This is a genomic window from Fodinibius salsisoli (assembly GCF_026229185.1).
Lineage (GTDB): Bacteria > Bacteroidota > Rhodothermia > Balneolales > Balneolaceae > Fodinibius > Fodinibius salsisoli.
The window spans coordinates 38,297-52,313 of sequence record NZ_JAGGJA010000005.1 but is presented as its reverse complement, the minus strand read 5'-3'; the positions used below and the strand labels follow the sequence as shown (position 1 = coordinate 52,313).

Annotated in this window: 11 protein-coding genes and 1 pseudogene; 5 read left to right on the top strand and 7 right to left on the bottom strand. The window is 45.7% G+C overall.

The window, feature by feature from the left end:
* Positions 1–98: 98 nt before the first annotated feature.
* Complete coding sequence (gene topA / locus J6I44_RS08425) at positions 99–2,645, bottom strand: type I DNA topoisomerase (protein ID WP_265765630.1); 2,547 nt, start codon at positions 2,643–2,645, stop codon at positions 99–101.
* 12 nt (positions 2,646–2,657) lie between these two features.
* A complete protein-coding gene (locus J6I44_RS08420) occupies positions 2,658–3,131 on the bottom strand; it encodes a peroxiredoxin (protein ID WP_265765629.1) in 474 nt (157 codons plus the stop codon).
* 353 nt (positions 3,132–3,484) lie between these two features.
* Here J6I44_RS08420 and J6I44_RS08415 point away from each other — a divergent pair.
* Positions 3,485–3,844: pseudogene (locus tag J6I44_RS08415) on the top strand (four helix bundle protein).
* A gap of 32 nt (positions 3,845–3,876) precedes the next feature.
* Here the strand turns inward: J6I44_RS08415 and J6I44_RS08410 are convergent.
* A complete protein-coding gene (locus J6I44_RS08410) occupies positions 3,877–4,446 on the bottom strand; it encodes an NUDIX hydrolase (protein ID WP_265765627.1) in 570 nt (189 codons plus the stop codon).
* Positions 4,447–4,460: 14 nt separating this feature from the next.
* Between J6I44_RS08410 and J6I44_RS08405 the strand changes: the two genes are divergently transcribed.
* Positions 4,461–5,651, top strand: a complete 1,191-nt coding sequence (locus tag J6I44_RS08405) for a phosphorylase family protein (protein WP_265765625.1) — start codon at positions 4,461–4,463, stop codon at positions 5,649–5,651.
* 79 nt (positions 5,652–5,730) lie between these two features.
* On the opposite strand, the gene J6I44_RS08400 is transcribed toward J6I44_RS08405, so the two are convergent.
* Positions 5,731–8,007, bottom strand: a complete 2,277-nt coding sequence (locus tag J6I44_RS08400; RefSeq protein WP_265765623.1) for a carbohydrate binding family 9 domain-containing protein — start codon at positions 8,005–8,007, stop codon at positions 5,731–5,733.
* 203 nt (positions 8,008–8,210) lie between these two features.
* On the opposite strand from J6I44_RS08400, the gene radC reads away from it, so the two are divergent.
* The 3 genes from radC to argS all read left to right on the top strand — a co-directional run bounded on the left by radC (position 8,211) and on the right by argS (position 11,063).
* Positions 8,211–8,930 (top strand): RadC family protein, encoded by a 720-nt coding sequence (radC, locus tag J6I44_RS08395; protein ID WP_265765622.1) that lies wholly within the window; start codon positions 8,211–8,213, stop codon positions 8,928–8,930.
* Positions 8,931–8,970: 40 nt separating this feature from the next.
* Positions 8,971–9,330: a four helix bundle protein gene (locus tag J6I44_RS08390; protein WP_265765619.1), complete on the top strand. Its 360-nt coding sequence runs from the start codon at positions 8,971–8,973 to the stop codon at positions 9,328–9,330.
* Between the two features lie 98 nt (positions 9,331–9,428).
* Positions 9,429–11,063 (top strand): arginine--tRNA ligase, encoded by a 1,635-nt coding sequence (gene argS / locus J6I44_RS08385; RefSeq protein ID WP_265765617.1) that lies wholly within the window; start codon positions 9,429–9,431, stop codon positions 11,061–11,063.
* Between the two features lie 77 nt (positions 11,064–11,140).
* On the opposite strand, the gene J6I44_RS08380 is transcribed toward argS, so the two are convergent.
* From J6I44_RS08380 to dnaN, 3 genes are all read right to left on the bottom strand, one after another.
* Positions 11,141–11,947, bottom strand: coding sequence for a class I SAM-dependent methyltransferase (locus tag J6I44_RS08380; protein ID WP_265765615.1), 807 nt, complete (start codon positions 11,945–11,947; stop codon positions 11,141–11,143).
* 111 nt (positions 11,948–12,058) lie between these two features.
* On the bottom strand, positions 12,059–12,847 hold the full coding sequence (locus J6I44_RS08375) for an SAM hydrolase/SAM-dependent halogenase family protein (protein ID WP_265765613.1): 789 nt from the start codon (positions 12,845–12,847) through the stop codon (positions 12,059–12,061).
* A complete protein-coding gene (gene dnaN, locus J6I44_RS08370; RefSeq protein ID WP_265765612.1) occupies positions 12,840–13,955 on the bottom strand; it encodes a DNA polymerase III subunit beta in 1,116 nt (371 codons plus the stop codon). Before dnaN ends, J6I44_RS08375 begins: the two co-directional genes overlap by 8 nt.
* Between the last annotated feature and the right edge of the window lie 62 nt (positions 13,956–14,017).

Below are 14,017 nucleotides of genomic sequence, written 5' to 3'. Positions count from 1 at the left end.
AAGTAGAAAACTAACAGATCATTGTCATGTAGAAATTTTGGGAAATAAAGATGAAAAACGGCAGAAGACAGGCGTACCGTTTCACATCCTACATCTATTTACTTTCCTTTTTCTGTTATCAATTGTATCGCTATATCCATGGATACCTCTTCAGGATCGAAGTCATCAGGCAAACTGATGTTAGTCTTCCCATATTTGATGTAAGGGCCATAACGACCGTCCATCACCCGAACCTTTTTACCATTCTCGGGATGCTCTCCCAGATCCTTGATGACCGAACGACCACCAGACTTTTTCTTTTTCTTCTGTTCCAAAAGCTCTACTGCCCGGTCAAGCTCAATATCCAGCACGTGGTCTTTTCGCTTCAAAGAAGCAAAGGTGCCATCATGCACTACAAAAGGACCATATCGGCCGACACCGGCTTTGATAACCTTTCCGGTTTCGGGGTGGTCCCCCAGTGGACGTGGTAATTCCAGCAGGCGCAGGGCTAACTCCAGATCCACATCCTCCGGCTTCATCCCTTTTAACAATGAAGCACGCTGGGGTTTTTTATTATCTTCCGTTACTTCCCCAACCTGCACATAAGGGCCGTACCGTCCATTTAGAATAAAGATCGGCTCTCCGGCATCCGGGTGGTCACCAATGGACTTGGGTCCCTCCTCTTCGGCTTTCATCAGTTCTTCCAGCTTTTCAACCGTAATATCACTGGGTTTCCAGCTGTCCGGTATGGAAGTCGTCAGCTCTTCTCCATCTTTTTCCTGCTTGATGTAAGGACCGTATCGCCCTACAAAGACCTTAATCCCATTCAGGCCCTCAAGTGGAAGATTAAGGTGACGTGCCTCCTGAGGGTCAATCTCATCCTCCTGTTCATCAACTTTGGCTTTGAGTCCTTTATCTCCTTTATAGTAAGCGCTCAAATAATTGTTGGTATCAAGCTTACCATGGGCAATTTCATCCAGTTTGGCCTCCATCTCTGAGGTGAAATCACTGTCCACAAGGTCGTGCAGGTTCTTTTCCAGCAGCTCGGTTACGGCAAAAGCAGTAAAGGTCGGTATCAAAGTTTTGCCTTCGGCTTCTACATAGCCCCGGTTTTGCACCGTACTAATAATGGATGCATACGTACTGGGTCGGCCGACCCCCCGCTTTTCCAATTCTTTTACCAGCGTTGCCTCAGTATATCGGGCCGGTGGTTTGGTTTCGTGAGAAATAGGTTCAATGCCTTCTTCTATCACTTCTTCCTTTTCGTTCAGCTCCGGCAAAAACCGCTCTTGGTTTTCAAGTGCTGCATCCGGATCGTCGCTTCCCTCTACATAAGCTCTGAAAAAGCCGGGGAAGATAATTTTCTTTCCGCTGGTCTTGAACTCGGCTACCTTACCATTGGCTTTAGCTTCGATGGTCACATTCGTAAACTCGAGCTCTGCTCGAGCCATCTGCGTGGCAATAGTTCGTTTCCAGATTAAATCATAAAGCTTAAACTGGGCACCTCGCAAGCCGGCCTCTTCGGGCTTTCTAAAACTGCTGCCCGCCGGACGGATAGCCTCGTGAGCTTCCTGTGCTCCTGTTCCTCCCCCGTAATTCCGAACGCGTTCAAACAGGTACTCTTCACCATACTCATCTTTTACGGCATTACGTGCCGCATTAATGGCCTGTCCAGACAAACGGGCTGAGTCTGTACGCATGTAGGTAATGTATCCATTCTCGTACAGTTTTTGGGCGACTCCCATGGTCTGTTTCGCCGAGAAATTCAGCTTCCGGTTGGCTTCCTGCTGCAGCGTAGAAGTGATAAAGGCCGGCGAAGGATTACGCTTCTTCCGGTTCTTTTTCACCTCAGAAACGCGCCATTCTGCTTCATCCAGATCGTCACGAAGTTCGGAAGCAGACTCATCATCCAACAGAACTACTTTTTTGGGCTTCTTGAGCTTGCCGGTATTTTCATCAAAATCCTTACCCGACGCCAAACGCTTACCGTCGAGATGCGTAAGGTCTGCTTCAAAAATATGTTCATCCTCCAGCTTATGCAGCTTGGCTTTCAAATCCCAATACCGGGCAGACCGGAACTTCATCCGCTCCCGTTCCCGCTCTACTAAAAAACGAACGGCTACGGACTGGACACGTCCCGCAGACAGGCCGGGAGCAATCTTCTTCCACAGCAGGGGCGAAATGGTATATCCAGCCAGGCGATCAATGATTCGACGCGCCTCCTGGGCATTCACCAGGTTGATATCAATATCACGGAAATGCTTAAGTGCTTCTTGGATGGCCTCTTTGGTTATTTCGCGGAAGACCATGCGTTTAACGGGTACATCCGGCTTTAATATTTCCGTCAGGTGCCACGAAATGGCTTCCCCTTCGCGGTCTTCATCCGTCGCCAGGATAAGCTCATCCGCATCTTTCAGCTCTTTTTTCAGGCGCCTAACCACCTTCTTTTTGCTGGATGGGATGACGTAGAGCGGCTCAAAATCTTTATCCGTATTAACCCCCAGGTTGGCCCATTCTTCGCCTTTAAATTTTTTGGGTACTTCCTTGGCATTGGCCGGAAGATCACGAATATGCCCCATCGAAGAATCAATCACATAGTCCTTCGGCAGGTACTTCTTCAGGGTTTTAATTTTCGTAGGTGACTCTACAATTACAAGAGACTTCATAAAAATGCTTTTCTACAAGTTTTCGATCATACTTTTTAACTCAGAAGCATGATCTTTAGTATTAATTTTTTCAATAATAGCTTTGACGGTACCATCGGTATCAAGCAGGTATGCCGACCGCGTGGGGGCATTGTATTTGTTGCCAAACATATTTTTTTCTACAACCGAATCCGTCGCTTCAGCAAACTTATACGCCGGATCGGATGCCAAAATATAGTTGATGCCCAACTTCTCAGCATAGTTCTTGTGCGAGCCGCAGGTGTCTTTGCTAATGGCTACCAGGTTATATCCGTGTTCATCAAACCAATCCGCATGTTCCGCTAAACTTTTATTCTGCTTATCGCAACCGGAGGTATTGTTACGCATATATACAGAAACGATGGTCGGACGATCTAACAGCTCATCAAAAGAGACTTTCTGTTCTTCGCCATCTTTTACAATATCGAGCTTAAAATTGGTATCTATCTTTTCTCCGGTTTCAATCATAATCGAGGTTCAACGTTAATTATCAATATACTTCTAATGGGTCGGCTTGTTCGCATATCTACAGGGCGCCCGCCATATTTAGTCTTTATATGATAAAATGATCGCCCCTTTACTGCAATAAATCTTTTGAAAAGCGAAGGTACCCATTATTCTTGAAGATTCAATGAAGGTAAAAGAGGTAAAATGGCAAAGGTGAAATGACAGACATTAAAGGTTAAACAGGAATCCTCTCACGTTGCTCTTCTGCCATCTGTCACCTTCTGTTTGCCTTTATTTTAAGTTTTTCTGTAAGGATTCCCCTTCTCAGCGGTCTTATTTATTACAAAACAAGTTTAAATATAACTGGTAGAATTATGATTCAGCTTAGTCACAAGAATATGGATGTCTGGAAATCAGCTATAGAACTAAGTGCCGATATTTATAAACTTACGGATTCCTTTCCCAAACATGAATTGTATGGACCAACCTCTCAATTACGTTGAGCCTCTGTTTCAATTTCTTCTAATATTGCTGAAGGAGCTGCACGTTCGTCTTCTAAAGAGCGCCGAAGGTTTTACGAAATTACTCGTTCGTCACTGGTTGAAATCGACACCCAGCTAGAAATTGCTGAAAGACTCAACTATCTGGTGGATAATAAGCCCGAAAATATAGGAGAAAAGCTAAACCATACTTTTGCGATGCTATCCAACTTAATGAAAAGCACCCACCAGTAACGTCTGCCATTTCACCTTTGCCATCTTACCTTTCAATTCTTGATCAACAGATACTTCGCCACCGCAGCTACTACAATACTGTGATGGATCGTCCCATCAGCGACATGGCCCAAAAAGGCCTCCATGGGCAGCTTATGGATATGGAAACGCTCGTGTTCATCCGGGCTAATCGCTTGTTCATAGCTACATCCTTCGGCTAAAAACAGATGGGCGTAATTTGTCATAATAGCCGGATTGGCACTCACTTTACCCAATCCTTGCCAGCGATTGCCCTGGTAGCCCGTCTCTTCCAACAGCTCGCGCTCTGCCGCCTCCCGTGCTGACTCTCCGGGATCAACCATACCGCCGGGAATCTCCAGTGTAGGCTGCTCAATGCCATACCGATACTGCTCAACCAATACTACCTCCTCTTCTTCTGTTATGGGGAGTACGTTCACCCATTGCGGGGCTTCCAGCACATAGAAGGCCGCCTCGTTGGATTCCCCCTCTGCCTCAAGCCTCATATTTCGACGAAGAAGATTGAATATTGGTGTTTTATATTCCTTATTTTCATCCGTTACCAGCCATGGTTCTATGGTAAAAGGAAATGTTTTTTGACTCATAAGAGAATTCGTTTATGGCAGATCGATTTGAATTTCAAGCTGAAGAAGACCTTAACTCCACATCTGACATCCATCCTATCGTCGAACAAGCCTGCGATACGATGGAGTCCATTTATCAAGGTGGAGAATATCCGAAGGTACTGGTCAAACGTTCTTGGTCCAAACACAATCCAATAATTACCGGAGAAATGGCCCGGCCCAAATCATTTCGCTGGTACTTAGTCCGAGAGCTCAAAAAACTGGCCACCAAGGGAGCTGAAATTAAGATCATTCCGTCAAGAGACCGCCTGGCCCTCAATGATCCGGAACTGCTGGACAATACCGACGAAGACGAATGGGATATCACCCAAAAAAAGTTATTCCTTTTTAACCCTGAACGTATCGAAATATCGCTCAACCGGCTGGAGCATTATACCGGAACCCAACCCGAAGACTTTCAACGCTACATTCTATTCACCAACTACGATATGCACGTAGAGGTATTTCTGGATAAATTTCCCGATTGCATTAAGCCTGAGCGCAAGGGCGTTCAGATGCCAGCCTACCACCACAAGCTGGATGACAATAAAGGTATTACGCTGGTCAATATTGGAGTGGGACCTGCCAATGCCAAAACCATTACCGATCACGTGGCGGTCCTTCGTCCAGATGCTATGATCATGGTTGGTCACTGTGGGGGGCTTCGAAACCACCAGGAAATTGGTGACTTTGTGCTTGCCACCGGATTTATGCGTAATGACGGCGTGCTGGATGATACCCTTCCACTCAACATACCCATCACGCCGAACTATCTGCTCAATGTATATCTCAAAGAGGTGCTGGACAAATATAACCGAAATCACCGGCTGGGAACCATCTTTACGACAGCGAACCGTAACTGGGAGTTCGCCAAACGGCGAAGCGTAGAACAGATCCATATGAGTCGCAGTATTGCTGTGGACATGGAATCTGCCACGGTAGCAACCAACGGATATCGCTATCGCATCCCTAACGCAACGCTGCTTTGCGTGAGCGACAAACCCCTGCACGGCAAGCCTAAACTCAGCGATGAAGCCCAGGATTTTTATGAGGACTCCAAACAGCTCCACCTGGATATTGTCATTGAAGTGCTGGAGATTTGCAAACATAACTATCCCGAGGGTCTTCCCAATGCCAGTATCCGCGCTATGAATGAGCCTCTCATGGGCGGCCCGGATGAGAATTAGTTCAGCCAGCAGATACGAAGAGCCAACCGTAAAAAGATTGACCTGTCCTTTTACATCGTACGTCTCACCTTCCCATTTATCAGCTGCGAATTAAGTACTGGAACTTCACAAAGAACTGGCGATTAGTCTCTTTATAGCCCTCAAAACTGCCAGGAGCGGATTGGTCAAAGTGGCGCAAATTATCCGTCATACCCATATAAAACTTAGTAAAAGGATTAACCTTATAGTACACCAGCGGATAAAGCTGCAGCTGTTCGCTAAAAGAGTTGTACTGACCGATAACCCGGGCAAACAATTTTCGGGTAAAATTATATCTTCCGGTTACCCTAAGTATATTTCCACTGTAGTAAGTTTCAGAATCATCCAATGATGAAAGCGTAGAATAGCTGTAATCGGCCGATAGCTCCAGGCGCGCGGATGGTTTTAAGACTGCCTCAGCGGAAAAATTATACCCATGACCAACCGTGGGATTACTACTTCTGTTGACATAACGACCAAAGTCTGTCGACAGGCCCAGTGAAATAATATCTGCCGGACTGCTATTAAGGTTTATCATCATGCGCTGGAGATTTCTAAAGAACGTTCCGCGAAAACGTTCATCATTCAATGGCAAGTAGTTAATGGAAAGCCGTGTTTGCCCAGCAAGCCTATTACTAATTCCTGCAAAAATATAGCGCTCCTGAAATGTTCCGGAAAAGTTGTACCTCCAACTGGCACTCATGTTTATACTGCCGTTGGCCAACCAGCTAAAGTTAGGGTAGTATGATAAACTTTGGTCTGCTTCGAACGTCCTTCGGTCAATTCGATTGATAAAGCCGTTTTGGGCTTGGAAAGTAGGCGAAAATGATTCATAAGAAACCGAAAAGTTATAATACTTGGCTTCGCGTTCAAATTCGGCATTAACCATTGTTCCCGTGTACTGCTCACCATTAAAAGCTGCATCATAGCCGCTTTTGCCAAAGACTCTTTCCCCATTTTCAAGGGTAGTATCCTGTAATTCCCTGGTGGAGGTGTACCCAAGCTGTCCGTTGATGTAGTAGTGATCCGCCAGCATCACATTCCAATCGATGCTTCCAAGATAATTAAACCCATCTCCCTCAGCCTGGTTACGGGTCGTTACCAAACTGCCGATATGCGATTCAGATCCAATATTGTACTTCGCACGCAGAATATTGCTATACATATCCTTATCAGATCGAATGAAGGAACTTCCTTGCAATCCTGGTACAATAAAAGGAGTATCCCGGTCGTAGGCCGTTAAGAGGGCCAAGGTATAATTACCGGATTTCTGAGTGACTTTACCGGCCCCCAGCGGATGATTAATCATCCGGGAATAGAATAGGTCCTCAGAAGTTCTGAAAAGGTCTGCACCGCGCATAAAGAAGGGTCTCTTTTCTGGATAAAACAACGCGAACGTTTCATTTACGCCAATCTGGGCTGCATCTGTTTCAAGCTGGCTAAAGTCGGGGTTAACGACTGCATCCAGTGAAGTAGTAGAAGTGGGTGCATAGGCAATACTCCCACCAAATCGTGCCTTTACAGGCCCGTGATCTAATCCTGACGACGGATTGTCTGTATCGTTGATGGTACTCCCCTGATAGCTCATGCCATAGGGAATGAGCTCGACCGTGTTTGAACTTTCGATATTCTGCATACCGGCCAGCGTTCCATTCTGGCACACCAGACATGAGTTATCAAGTTCAACATCAGTCCACACCAGCTGGTACCGGTTACTTCGGGGATAATTACGAAGAAATTGTATAGACCAGTTCTGTATCTTTCGCTCTGGAAAATTAAGGCTTTTGAAGGGAATCTTCATTACCGCCCGGTAACCGGAATCAGTTACTGCTCCCTTTGATTGCCAAAGAACATCAAAATTCATGTTCTCGTTATTATCCGTCCGCATAGCATCCATCTGTATTCCCAGCGGATTGACAAAAAATTCGTAGACGTGCTTATTATTATTAAATGGATCCAAAAAAACTCCTATAAAATCATCTCCAAAACTGTTATCCCGATCTGAAATATGGGCCCGAATCCTGTCGGGATTTGGATCGCTGCTGATAAATCCTATATAAATATTTTTTCGGCTATACAGTACCTTCACTTCCGTATTTACGGGTGCCGGCTCATCTTCATTGGGTTGCAGTTGGTTCTCTATAAACACAGAAGGTGCTTTCTGCCAAGCCGGGTGTGTTAGTCGGCCGGTAATTTCAATATCGCTTTCTATTTGAAGGGGGTAAAGCTTTTCGCCTGTAGCCGGCGCTTGCCCCTGAGCAATGGGCATATGGATAAATAGTCCTGCTGTTAATAGTAATACCAGGGTAACTGTTCGTATGAAAATAGTTTGGAACATGCAGAATCTTAATTACAATGGTTTTAGAGTGTTTATATTTTGATACGAAAATATCGGAATTTGTTACAATTCGCGTTTTAAAGGTTGTTAAAGATGATGAAAATGTCCTTATCTACTGGCTTAGCCCTTTGTGATATTTTTTTTGTAAGGATTCTCTCCTAAAACGGTCTTACTATAAATACCAATTCCAAAAGAGGAGGATTATGTCTGATCAAGAGCAGTTTGAGGCCGATGATTTTTTAAAGCGAACCGTCAAAGAAATGAGTCCCGATGAGCAGCCCCGGGAAAAACTAATGAATTATGGCAGCGAAAGTCTTTCGGATGCGGAACTGCTGGCTATCCTGTTGCGGACCGGCAGCCGGAAGATGAATGTCATCCAGATGGCACAAGCCCTGCTCGATCATTTTGACGGGCTTCGCTACTTAGCGCGCAAAGAGTGGCAAGATCTAAAGATCATTCCCGGCATGGGTAAAGTGAAATCTCTGACACTGGAAGCCGTTTTTGAGCTGGCCCGCCGTATCCAGATGGCCAGTCTGGGCGAGCAAATACAGATCACTTCTCCACAAGATGCGGTAGCTTATTTTGGCCCGAAGTTGCGCGACCTCACCAAAGAAGTGTTCATCGTGGCCTTCCTGAATAATGCTAAAGTGGTGATGGGGTACAAAAAGATCAGCTCTGGCGGCTCTACCGCTACTATTGTGGATCCGGCCGAAGTTATGCGTCAGTCCGTGATGAATGAGGCCAACAGCATTTTATTGCTGCACAACCATCCCAGTGGACAGAATAAAGAATCGAAGGCAGATATCCAGCTGACCAACCGTATCGCAAAATCGGGCAAACTACTGGGCATTCCTGTGGATGACCATATCATCATTGCCGGCGACGGCTATACAAGCTTCCGCGCTAAAGGGTTCTTGAATTAAAAATTCTCAATGAAAAATTAAAAATAAGACTCTGCACGATATGAAAGAGAAGAATGTAATCAGGGATAAGAGCTATAATTTTGCATTGAGGATCGTCAAATTAAATCAAATGATGGTTAATGATTTAAAAGAATATGTATTATCTAAACAAATCTTAAAAAGCGGGACATCTATCGGAGCAAATATTGAAGAAGCTATTGGAGGGCAGTCAAATAAAGATTTTAGAGCTAAAATGTTCATATCTTATAAAGAGGCACGGGAAACACATTATTGGCTCCGGCTTCTAAAAGATAGTAACCTCATTCCGCCCAAAATTGCAGAATCATTATTGGATGACTGTGAAGAATTAAAGAAAATATTGGGATCAATATTAGTAACTCTGAATAAAAAATATTCCTAATTCTTCATTTTTAATTTTTCATTCTCTGCTGTTCGATATTCGAGGCGAAAATACGTTATATTTAGCGTTTTATAATTTCAGCCATTGAATACAAACAGATGAAGTCTTATTTACGCCAGATTATTCGCCAATCGTTAACCCAGTTCGATCTTTCTGAGGATGACATCCCCGAAATCCAGATCGAAAAGCCGAACCAGCCGGAACACGGCGATTCAGCCTCCAACATTGCGCTGAACCTTGCCGGCGTGCTTAAAGACAATCCGCGTAATATCGCCGAGCAGATTGTTGAAAATCTGAACTATGATGAGCGTAAGGTTGCTGCCGTCGAAATTGCCGGGCCGGGCTTCATTAACTTCCGGTACGCTGAAAACTATCTTTTTGACGAACTGCAGGCCGTGCTTGATCAAGAGCAAGATTTTGGCAAAACGACCTCGCTCGATGGGCAACGTATCCTGCTTGAGTTTGTGAGCGCCAATCCTACGGGTCCTCTTACCGTCGGCCATGGCCGCAATGCCGTACTGGGCGATACCGTGGCACGACTATTGGAATGGACCGGCGCCGAAGTGGATCGTGAATATTATTTTAATAATGCCGGCCGGCAGATGCGCAAGCTGGGACAAAGTGTGCGCACCCGTTATTTGCAGGAGCTGGGACAAGAAGCCGAGCTACCCGAAGACGGCTACGAAGGCGAATACATCCGTGATATTGCGCAAGCGCTGGTGGAAGAACACGGTGATAAGCTCGTGGATGAAGAAGGGATTACCGTCTTCAAGGAGAAAGCTGAATCCATGATCTTTGAAGATATCCAAGCCACGCTGCAGCGCATGAACATTAAAATGGACTCTTTCTTTAATGAGCAGGAAGTGTATGACGACGGCTCTATTGAAAAAGCTGTGGAAGCGTTTAGAGAGAAGGATTTGGCCTACGATAAAGATGGTGCCACCTGGTTTCGCACCACCAACTTTGGCAAAGATAAAGATACCGTGCTGATCAAAAGTACGGGTGAGCCGACCTACCGCCTGCCCGACATCGCTTACCATGCCAACAAGCTGGACCGTGGCTACGACCAGTGTATTGACGTCTTTGGCGCCGACCATATCGATACCTATCCCGATGTACTCTCCGGCATCCAGGCACTGGGATATGATCCTGATAAAGTAGACGTAGTGGTGTACCAATTCGTGACGATTGTGAAAGAAGGAAAACCCTTCAAGATGAGTACCCGCAAGGCAAACTTTATTACGCTTGATGAGCTGATGGACGAGGTAGGATCAGACATCACGCGCTTCTTCTTCTTGATGCGCTCGCCCAACACGCACCTTGAGTTTGATATCGCTGAAGCCCAGGCCGAAGGCGAAAAGAATCCGGTTTTCTACCTGCAGTATGCCCACGCTCGCATTCACAGCATCCTGCGCAAAGTAGAGGACGAATATTCTTTTGAAAATGATCCGAACTTAGGCTTGCTGTCCCATGAATCCGAAAGTAAGCTTATCAAAACGATGATTCGCTTCCCAGAGATGATCCAGAGTGCTGCCGAAAGCCGCGAGCCCCATCGACTCATTAACTATCTGGAGGATTTAGCCTCAGATTTTACTTCCTTCTATCACGATTGCCGCATCCTTGGCGAAGACGAAGGATTGGTCCAGGCCCGCACTGCTTTGGCTAAAGCAGTAGCACAGGTTCTCGCGAATGGGTTGGGTATCCTCGGCATTTCCGCCCCGGAACAGATGTGATTTTTTATTGTTGAAGGTTGAAGAGTTAAAAGTTGCAGGTTAGCATTCAACGTTCAACCTGCCCCCCCCAATAAAAGTCAGGCTGGCAACAGCTTCGTAAAACAGACGATACCTTTGCTGAATTGATCAGCAACTTGAAAACCCGTCTGCCTGAACAGTTCGTTGCTTTCATCCATGGTCCAGAACTTGATGCCTCCCCACTCGGTTGAATCCTGTAGCAGCCGCACATACCAGGCATCGGCTTTCACTAAGTGCATCATAAAAAAAGTGCCGTTTTTCTTAATCACCCGGCGGGCTTCGTACAATACTTTCGTCGGATCTGTCAACTCATTAAGCGTGCCTCCCATAGAAATTCCATCAAAGGTTGCGCTAAAAAAGGGCAGGTAGCGTGCATCGGCTCGCAACAAATACATATCGGTTTCTTCCGCCTCTGATTTCAGGCGGGCTTCCTGCAACATTTGACGAGAAAAATCCAGAGAAACAACCTCACAATCCGCTTCTTCCTGCTTAAGCATCCGTCCGTACAACGCCGTAGAACATCCGATATCCAAATAACGATAGCCCGGGCGAGGATTAAGCCATTTTATCAGAAGCTCTTGTTCTTTTTGGATGGGAAACTCCTCCCCCGTCAGTATTGATAACGATCGCTTTCGCCAGATATCTTCATAGAGGGCGGCCGTCACTTTCCAGTGGTTCGAACTCTGCGCCCACGACATATCGACCGTATCTTCAGCCAACAGATCAACAATATTATTCTGTATTTGATATTCATCTCCTTCGTTGGAACAAATTGTGCCGTTGAATGTTTTCCGGAGATGGGAGGCTTCCTCTGGTACGACGATAGAAGCACGCTCATATTTTGGGGATCGTAATTCGAGAGACATAGGCGCCGGCTTAGATTTAACTGAACGATTTCACAGTCTGCTTGTAAGCTCTACTTGTTAATACCCTTCCTGATACGTTATCCAAGCGAAGAGTGTTACGCTCAAACTATGCTATTTCTGGAGGATCAGAGAAATTTGTGCTCCCTTTTGGATTCCTAACATCTCTTCGGCATCTCCTTTATTGATCGCAATCTCAAGCATGCCGGCACTGCCGATATAAGCTACGGGCTCTCCCTCTGCAACCGCACCAAACGTTTGCTTTATATCATTCAGAATAATATTACCAACATAAATTTTCACACTCTTATCAGCAATAGCATCTTCAATGAGGCTATATGGTATGTTGGTAATCAGGTTTCCAAACTTGTCGATGTGAATGATATTGCCTTCCAATCCGTCTTTGTCAGCTATGGGTTGCATCCAACGGTAACTGACCAGCTCATCGAGGGGTTCGCCCAGCTCCTCAAGAGGAACGCCCCGACTAAGGTGAGCAGCGGCCGGGGCAAAAATATCACGCCCATGAAACGTATCGGAATGGTGCTCCCGTAAATACTGATTTTTTGTCAACCTCACTGCGGTATATTCACGATCAGCAGTCAACAGAGAAAAAATGCCGTTATCGGGTCCCACGAAATACTGATCCTCTACTTTCATAGCGACGGCATGACGATCGGTGCCTACCCCGGGATCAATAACGACCGTATGCACGGTATTGGAAGGAAAAAGCATGGCCGAATTCTTCAATACCCATGATCCGGCCATGATATCCTGTGAAGGGATATCGTGAGAAACATCCACAAAGCGTGCCTCAGGGGCAATGCCCAGCATCACGGCCTTCATGGCGCTCACATAGTAATCTTGCAGACCAAAATCGGTCGTAAGCGTTATCACATTACGCATAGGTGTTCAACATCACCGGCATCACGAGCATCAGAATCTGTTCATCGTCTTCCTCTTCAGAAGGCTTGACGATTCCTGCCCGATTGGGAGTTGAAAATTCGAAGTACACTTCCTCATCATCTACATTGCCCAAGACATCCGCCAGATATTTGGCATTGAAGCCAATTTCCATCTCTTCATTATCGTATTCACAGGCAATGGTTTCCTTAGCTTCGCTGCTCATGTCAATATCTTCGGCTCGGATCGTCAGTTTATCCGATTTCATTTGCAGGCGAATCTGACGCGTTGTAGAACTTGAAAAAATAGCCACACGCTTTACGGTTGCCAGCATCTGCTCTTTGTTGATCACCAGCGTCTTATCATTTTCGCGGGGGATAACTGAATCATAGTTGGGATACTGCTCATTAATCAACCGCGTAATGACGGTGGTATTTCCGCTTTTAAAGCGAAGATGATCTTCGGTGATAGTCAACACACATTCTTCAGCATGGAGTGCTTTCTGGACGAGATTCAGTGCTTTCTCCGGGGCAATGAAGCTCACTTCCTCCTCGCTGGTCAGATCCTGTTTGATGTAACGAACCAAGCGGTGGCCGTCAGTAGCAACAAATTTGCTCTCCTCCGGACCGATATCAAAGTACACCCCCATCATTGCCGGACGAAGGTCATCATTAGAAACCGCAAACAAAGTTTTATTAATAGCCTTCAGCACATTTTCTTTTGTCGTTTCCAGCTTATGTCCTTCATCAAGGTTGGGCACCTCGGGAAACTCATCCGGATCTTCCCCAACCAGCTTGTATGTTCCTTTATCTGTGCGGAATTTGACGTTAAATTTTTCATCCACTTCAAAAGCAACGGGAATATCAGGCAGCTGTCGCAAGGTATCCGTTAACCGACGAGCGGGTATAGCCACGGCACCATCTTCGTCGATATCGGCATTCATTGTTTCGATAATCGAAATTTCTAAATCGGTTGCCGTTAAGCGCAGTTGCCCATCGGCACTCTCAAATAGAATAGTTTCCAGGATGGGCAGAGTTGCTTTATTTGGAACAGCCCCCGAAACGGCCGATAGTGCTTTAACTAATTCGCTGCTTGATACATTGAATCTCATAGATAATATTTTTTTGCTGAACGTTTATCAGACTTCAAAAACAGTCCACAGAATAAGTACCT

What these genes read in the sequence shown, in the direction of transcription:
- topA (WP_265765630.1), bottom strand. Translation starts at nt 2,645, where the DNA reads ATGAAGTCTCTTGTAATTGTAGAGTCACCTACGAAAATTAAAACCCTG.
- J6I44_RS08420 (WP_265765629.1), bottom strand. Translation starts at nt 3,131, where the DNA reads ATGATTGAAACCGGAGAAAAGATAGATACCAATTTTAAGCTCGATATT.
- J6I44_RS08410 (WP_265765627.1), bottom strand. Translation starts at nt 4,446, where the DNA reads ATGAGTCAAAAAACATTTCCTTTTACCATAGAACCATGGCTGGTAACG.
- J6I44_RS08405 (WP_265765625.1), top strand. Translation starts at nt 4,461, where the DNA reads ATGGCAGATCGATTTGAATTTCAAGCTGAAGAAGACCTTAACTCCACA.
- J6I44_RS08400 (WP_265765623.1), bottom strand. Translation starts at nt 8,007, where the DNA reads ATGTTCCAAACTATTTTCATACGAACAGTTACCCTGGTATTACTATTA.
- radC (WP_265765622.1), top strand. Translation starts at nt 8,211, where the DNA reads ATGTCTGATCAAGAGCAGTTTGAGGCCGATGATTTTTTAAAGCGAACC.
- J6I44_RS08390 (WP_265765619.1), top strand. Translation starts at nt 8,971, where the DNA reads ATGAAAGAGAAGAATGTAATCAGGGATAAGAGCTATAATTTTGCATTG.
- argS (WP_265765617.1), top strand. Translation starts at nt 9,429, where the DNA reads ATGAAGTCTTATTTACGCCAGATTATTCGCCAATCGTTAACCCAGTTC.
- J6I44_RS08380 (WP_265765615.1), bottom strand. Translation starts at nt 11,947, where the DNA reads ATGTCTCTCGAATTACGATCCCCAAAATATGAGCGTGCTTCTATCGTC.
- J6I44_RS08375 (WP_265765613.1), bottom strand. Translation starts at nt 12,847, where the DNA reads ATGCGTAATGTGATAACGCTTACGACCGATTTTGGTCTGCAAGATTAC.
- dnaN (WP_265765612.1), bottom strand. Translation starts at nt 13,955, where the DNA reads ATGAGATTCAATGTATCAAGCAGCGAATTAGTTAAAGCACTATCGGCC.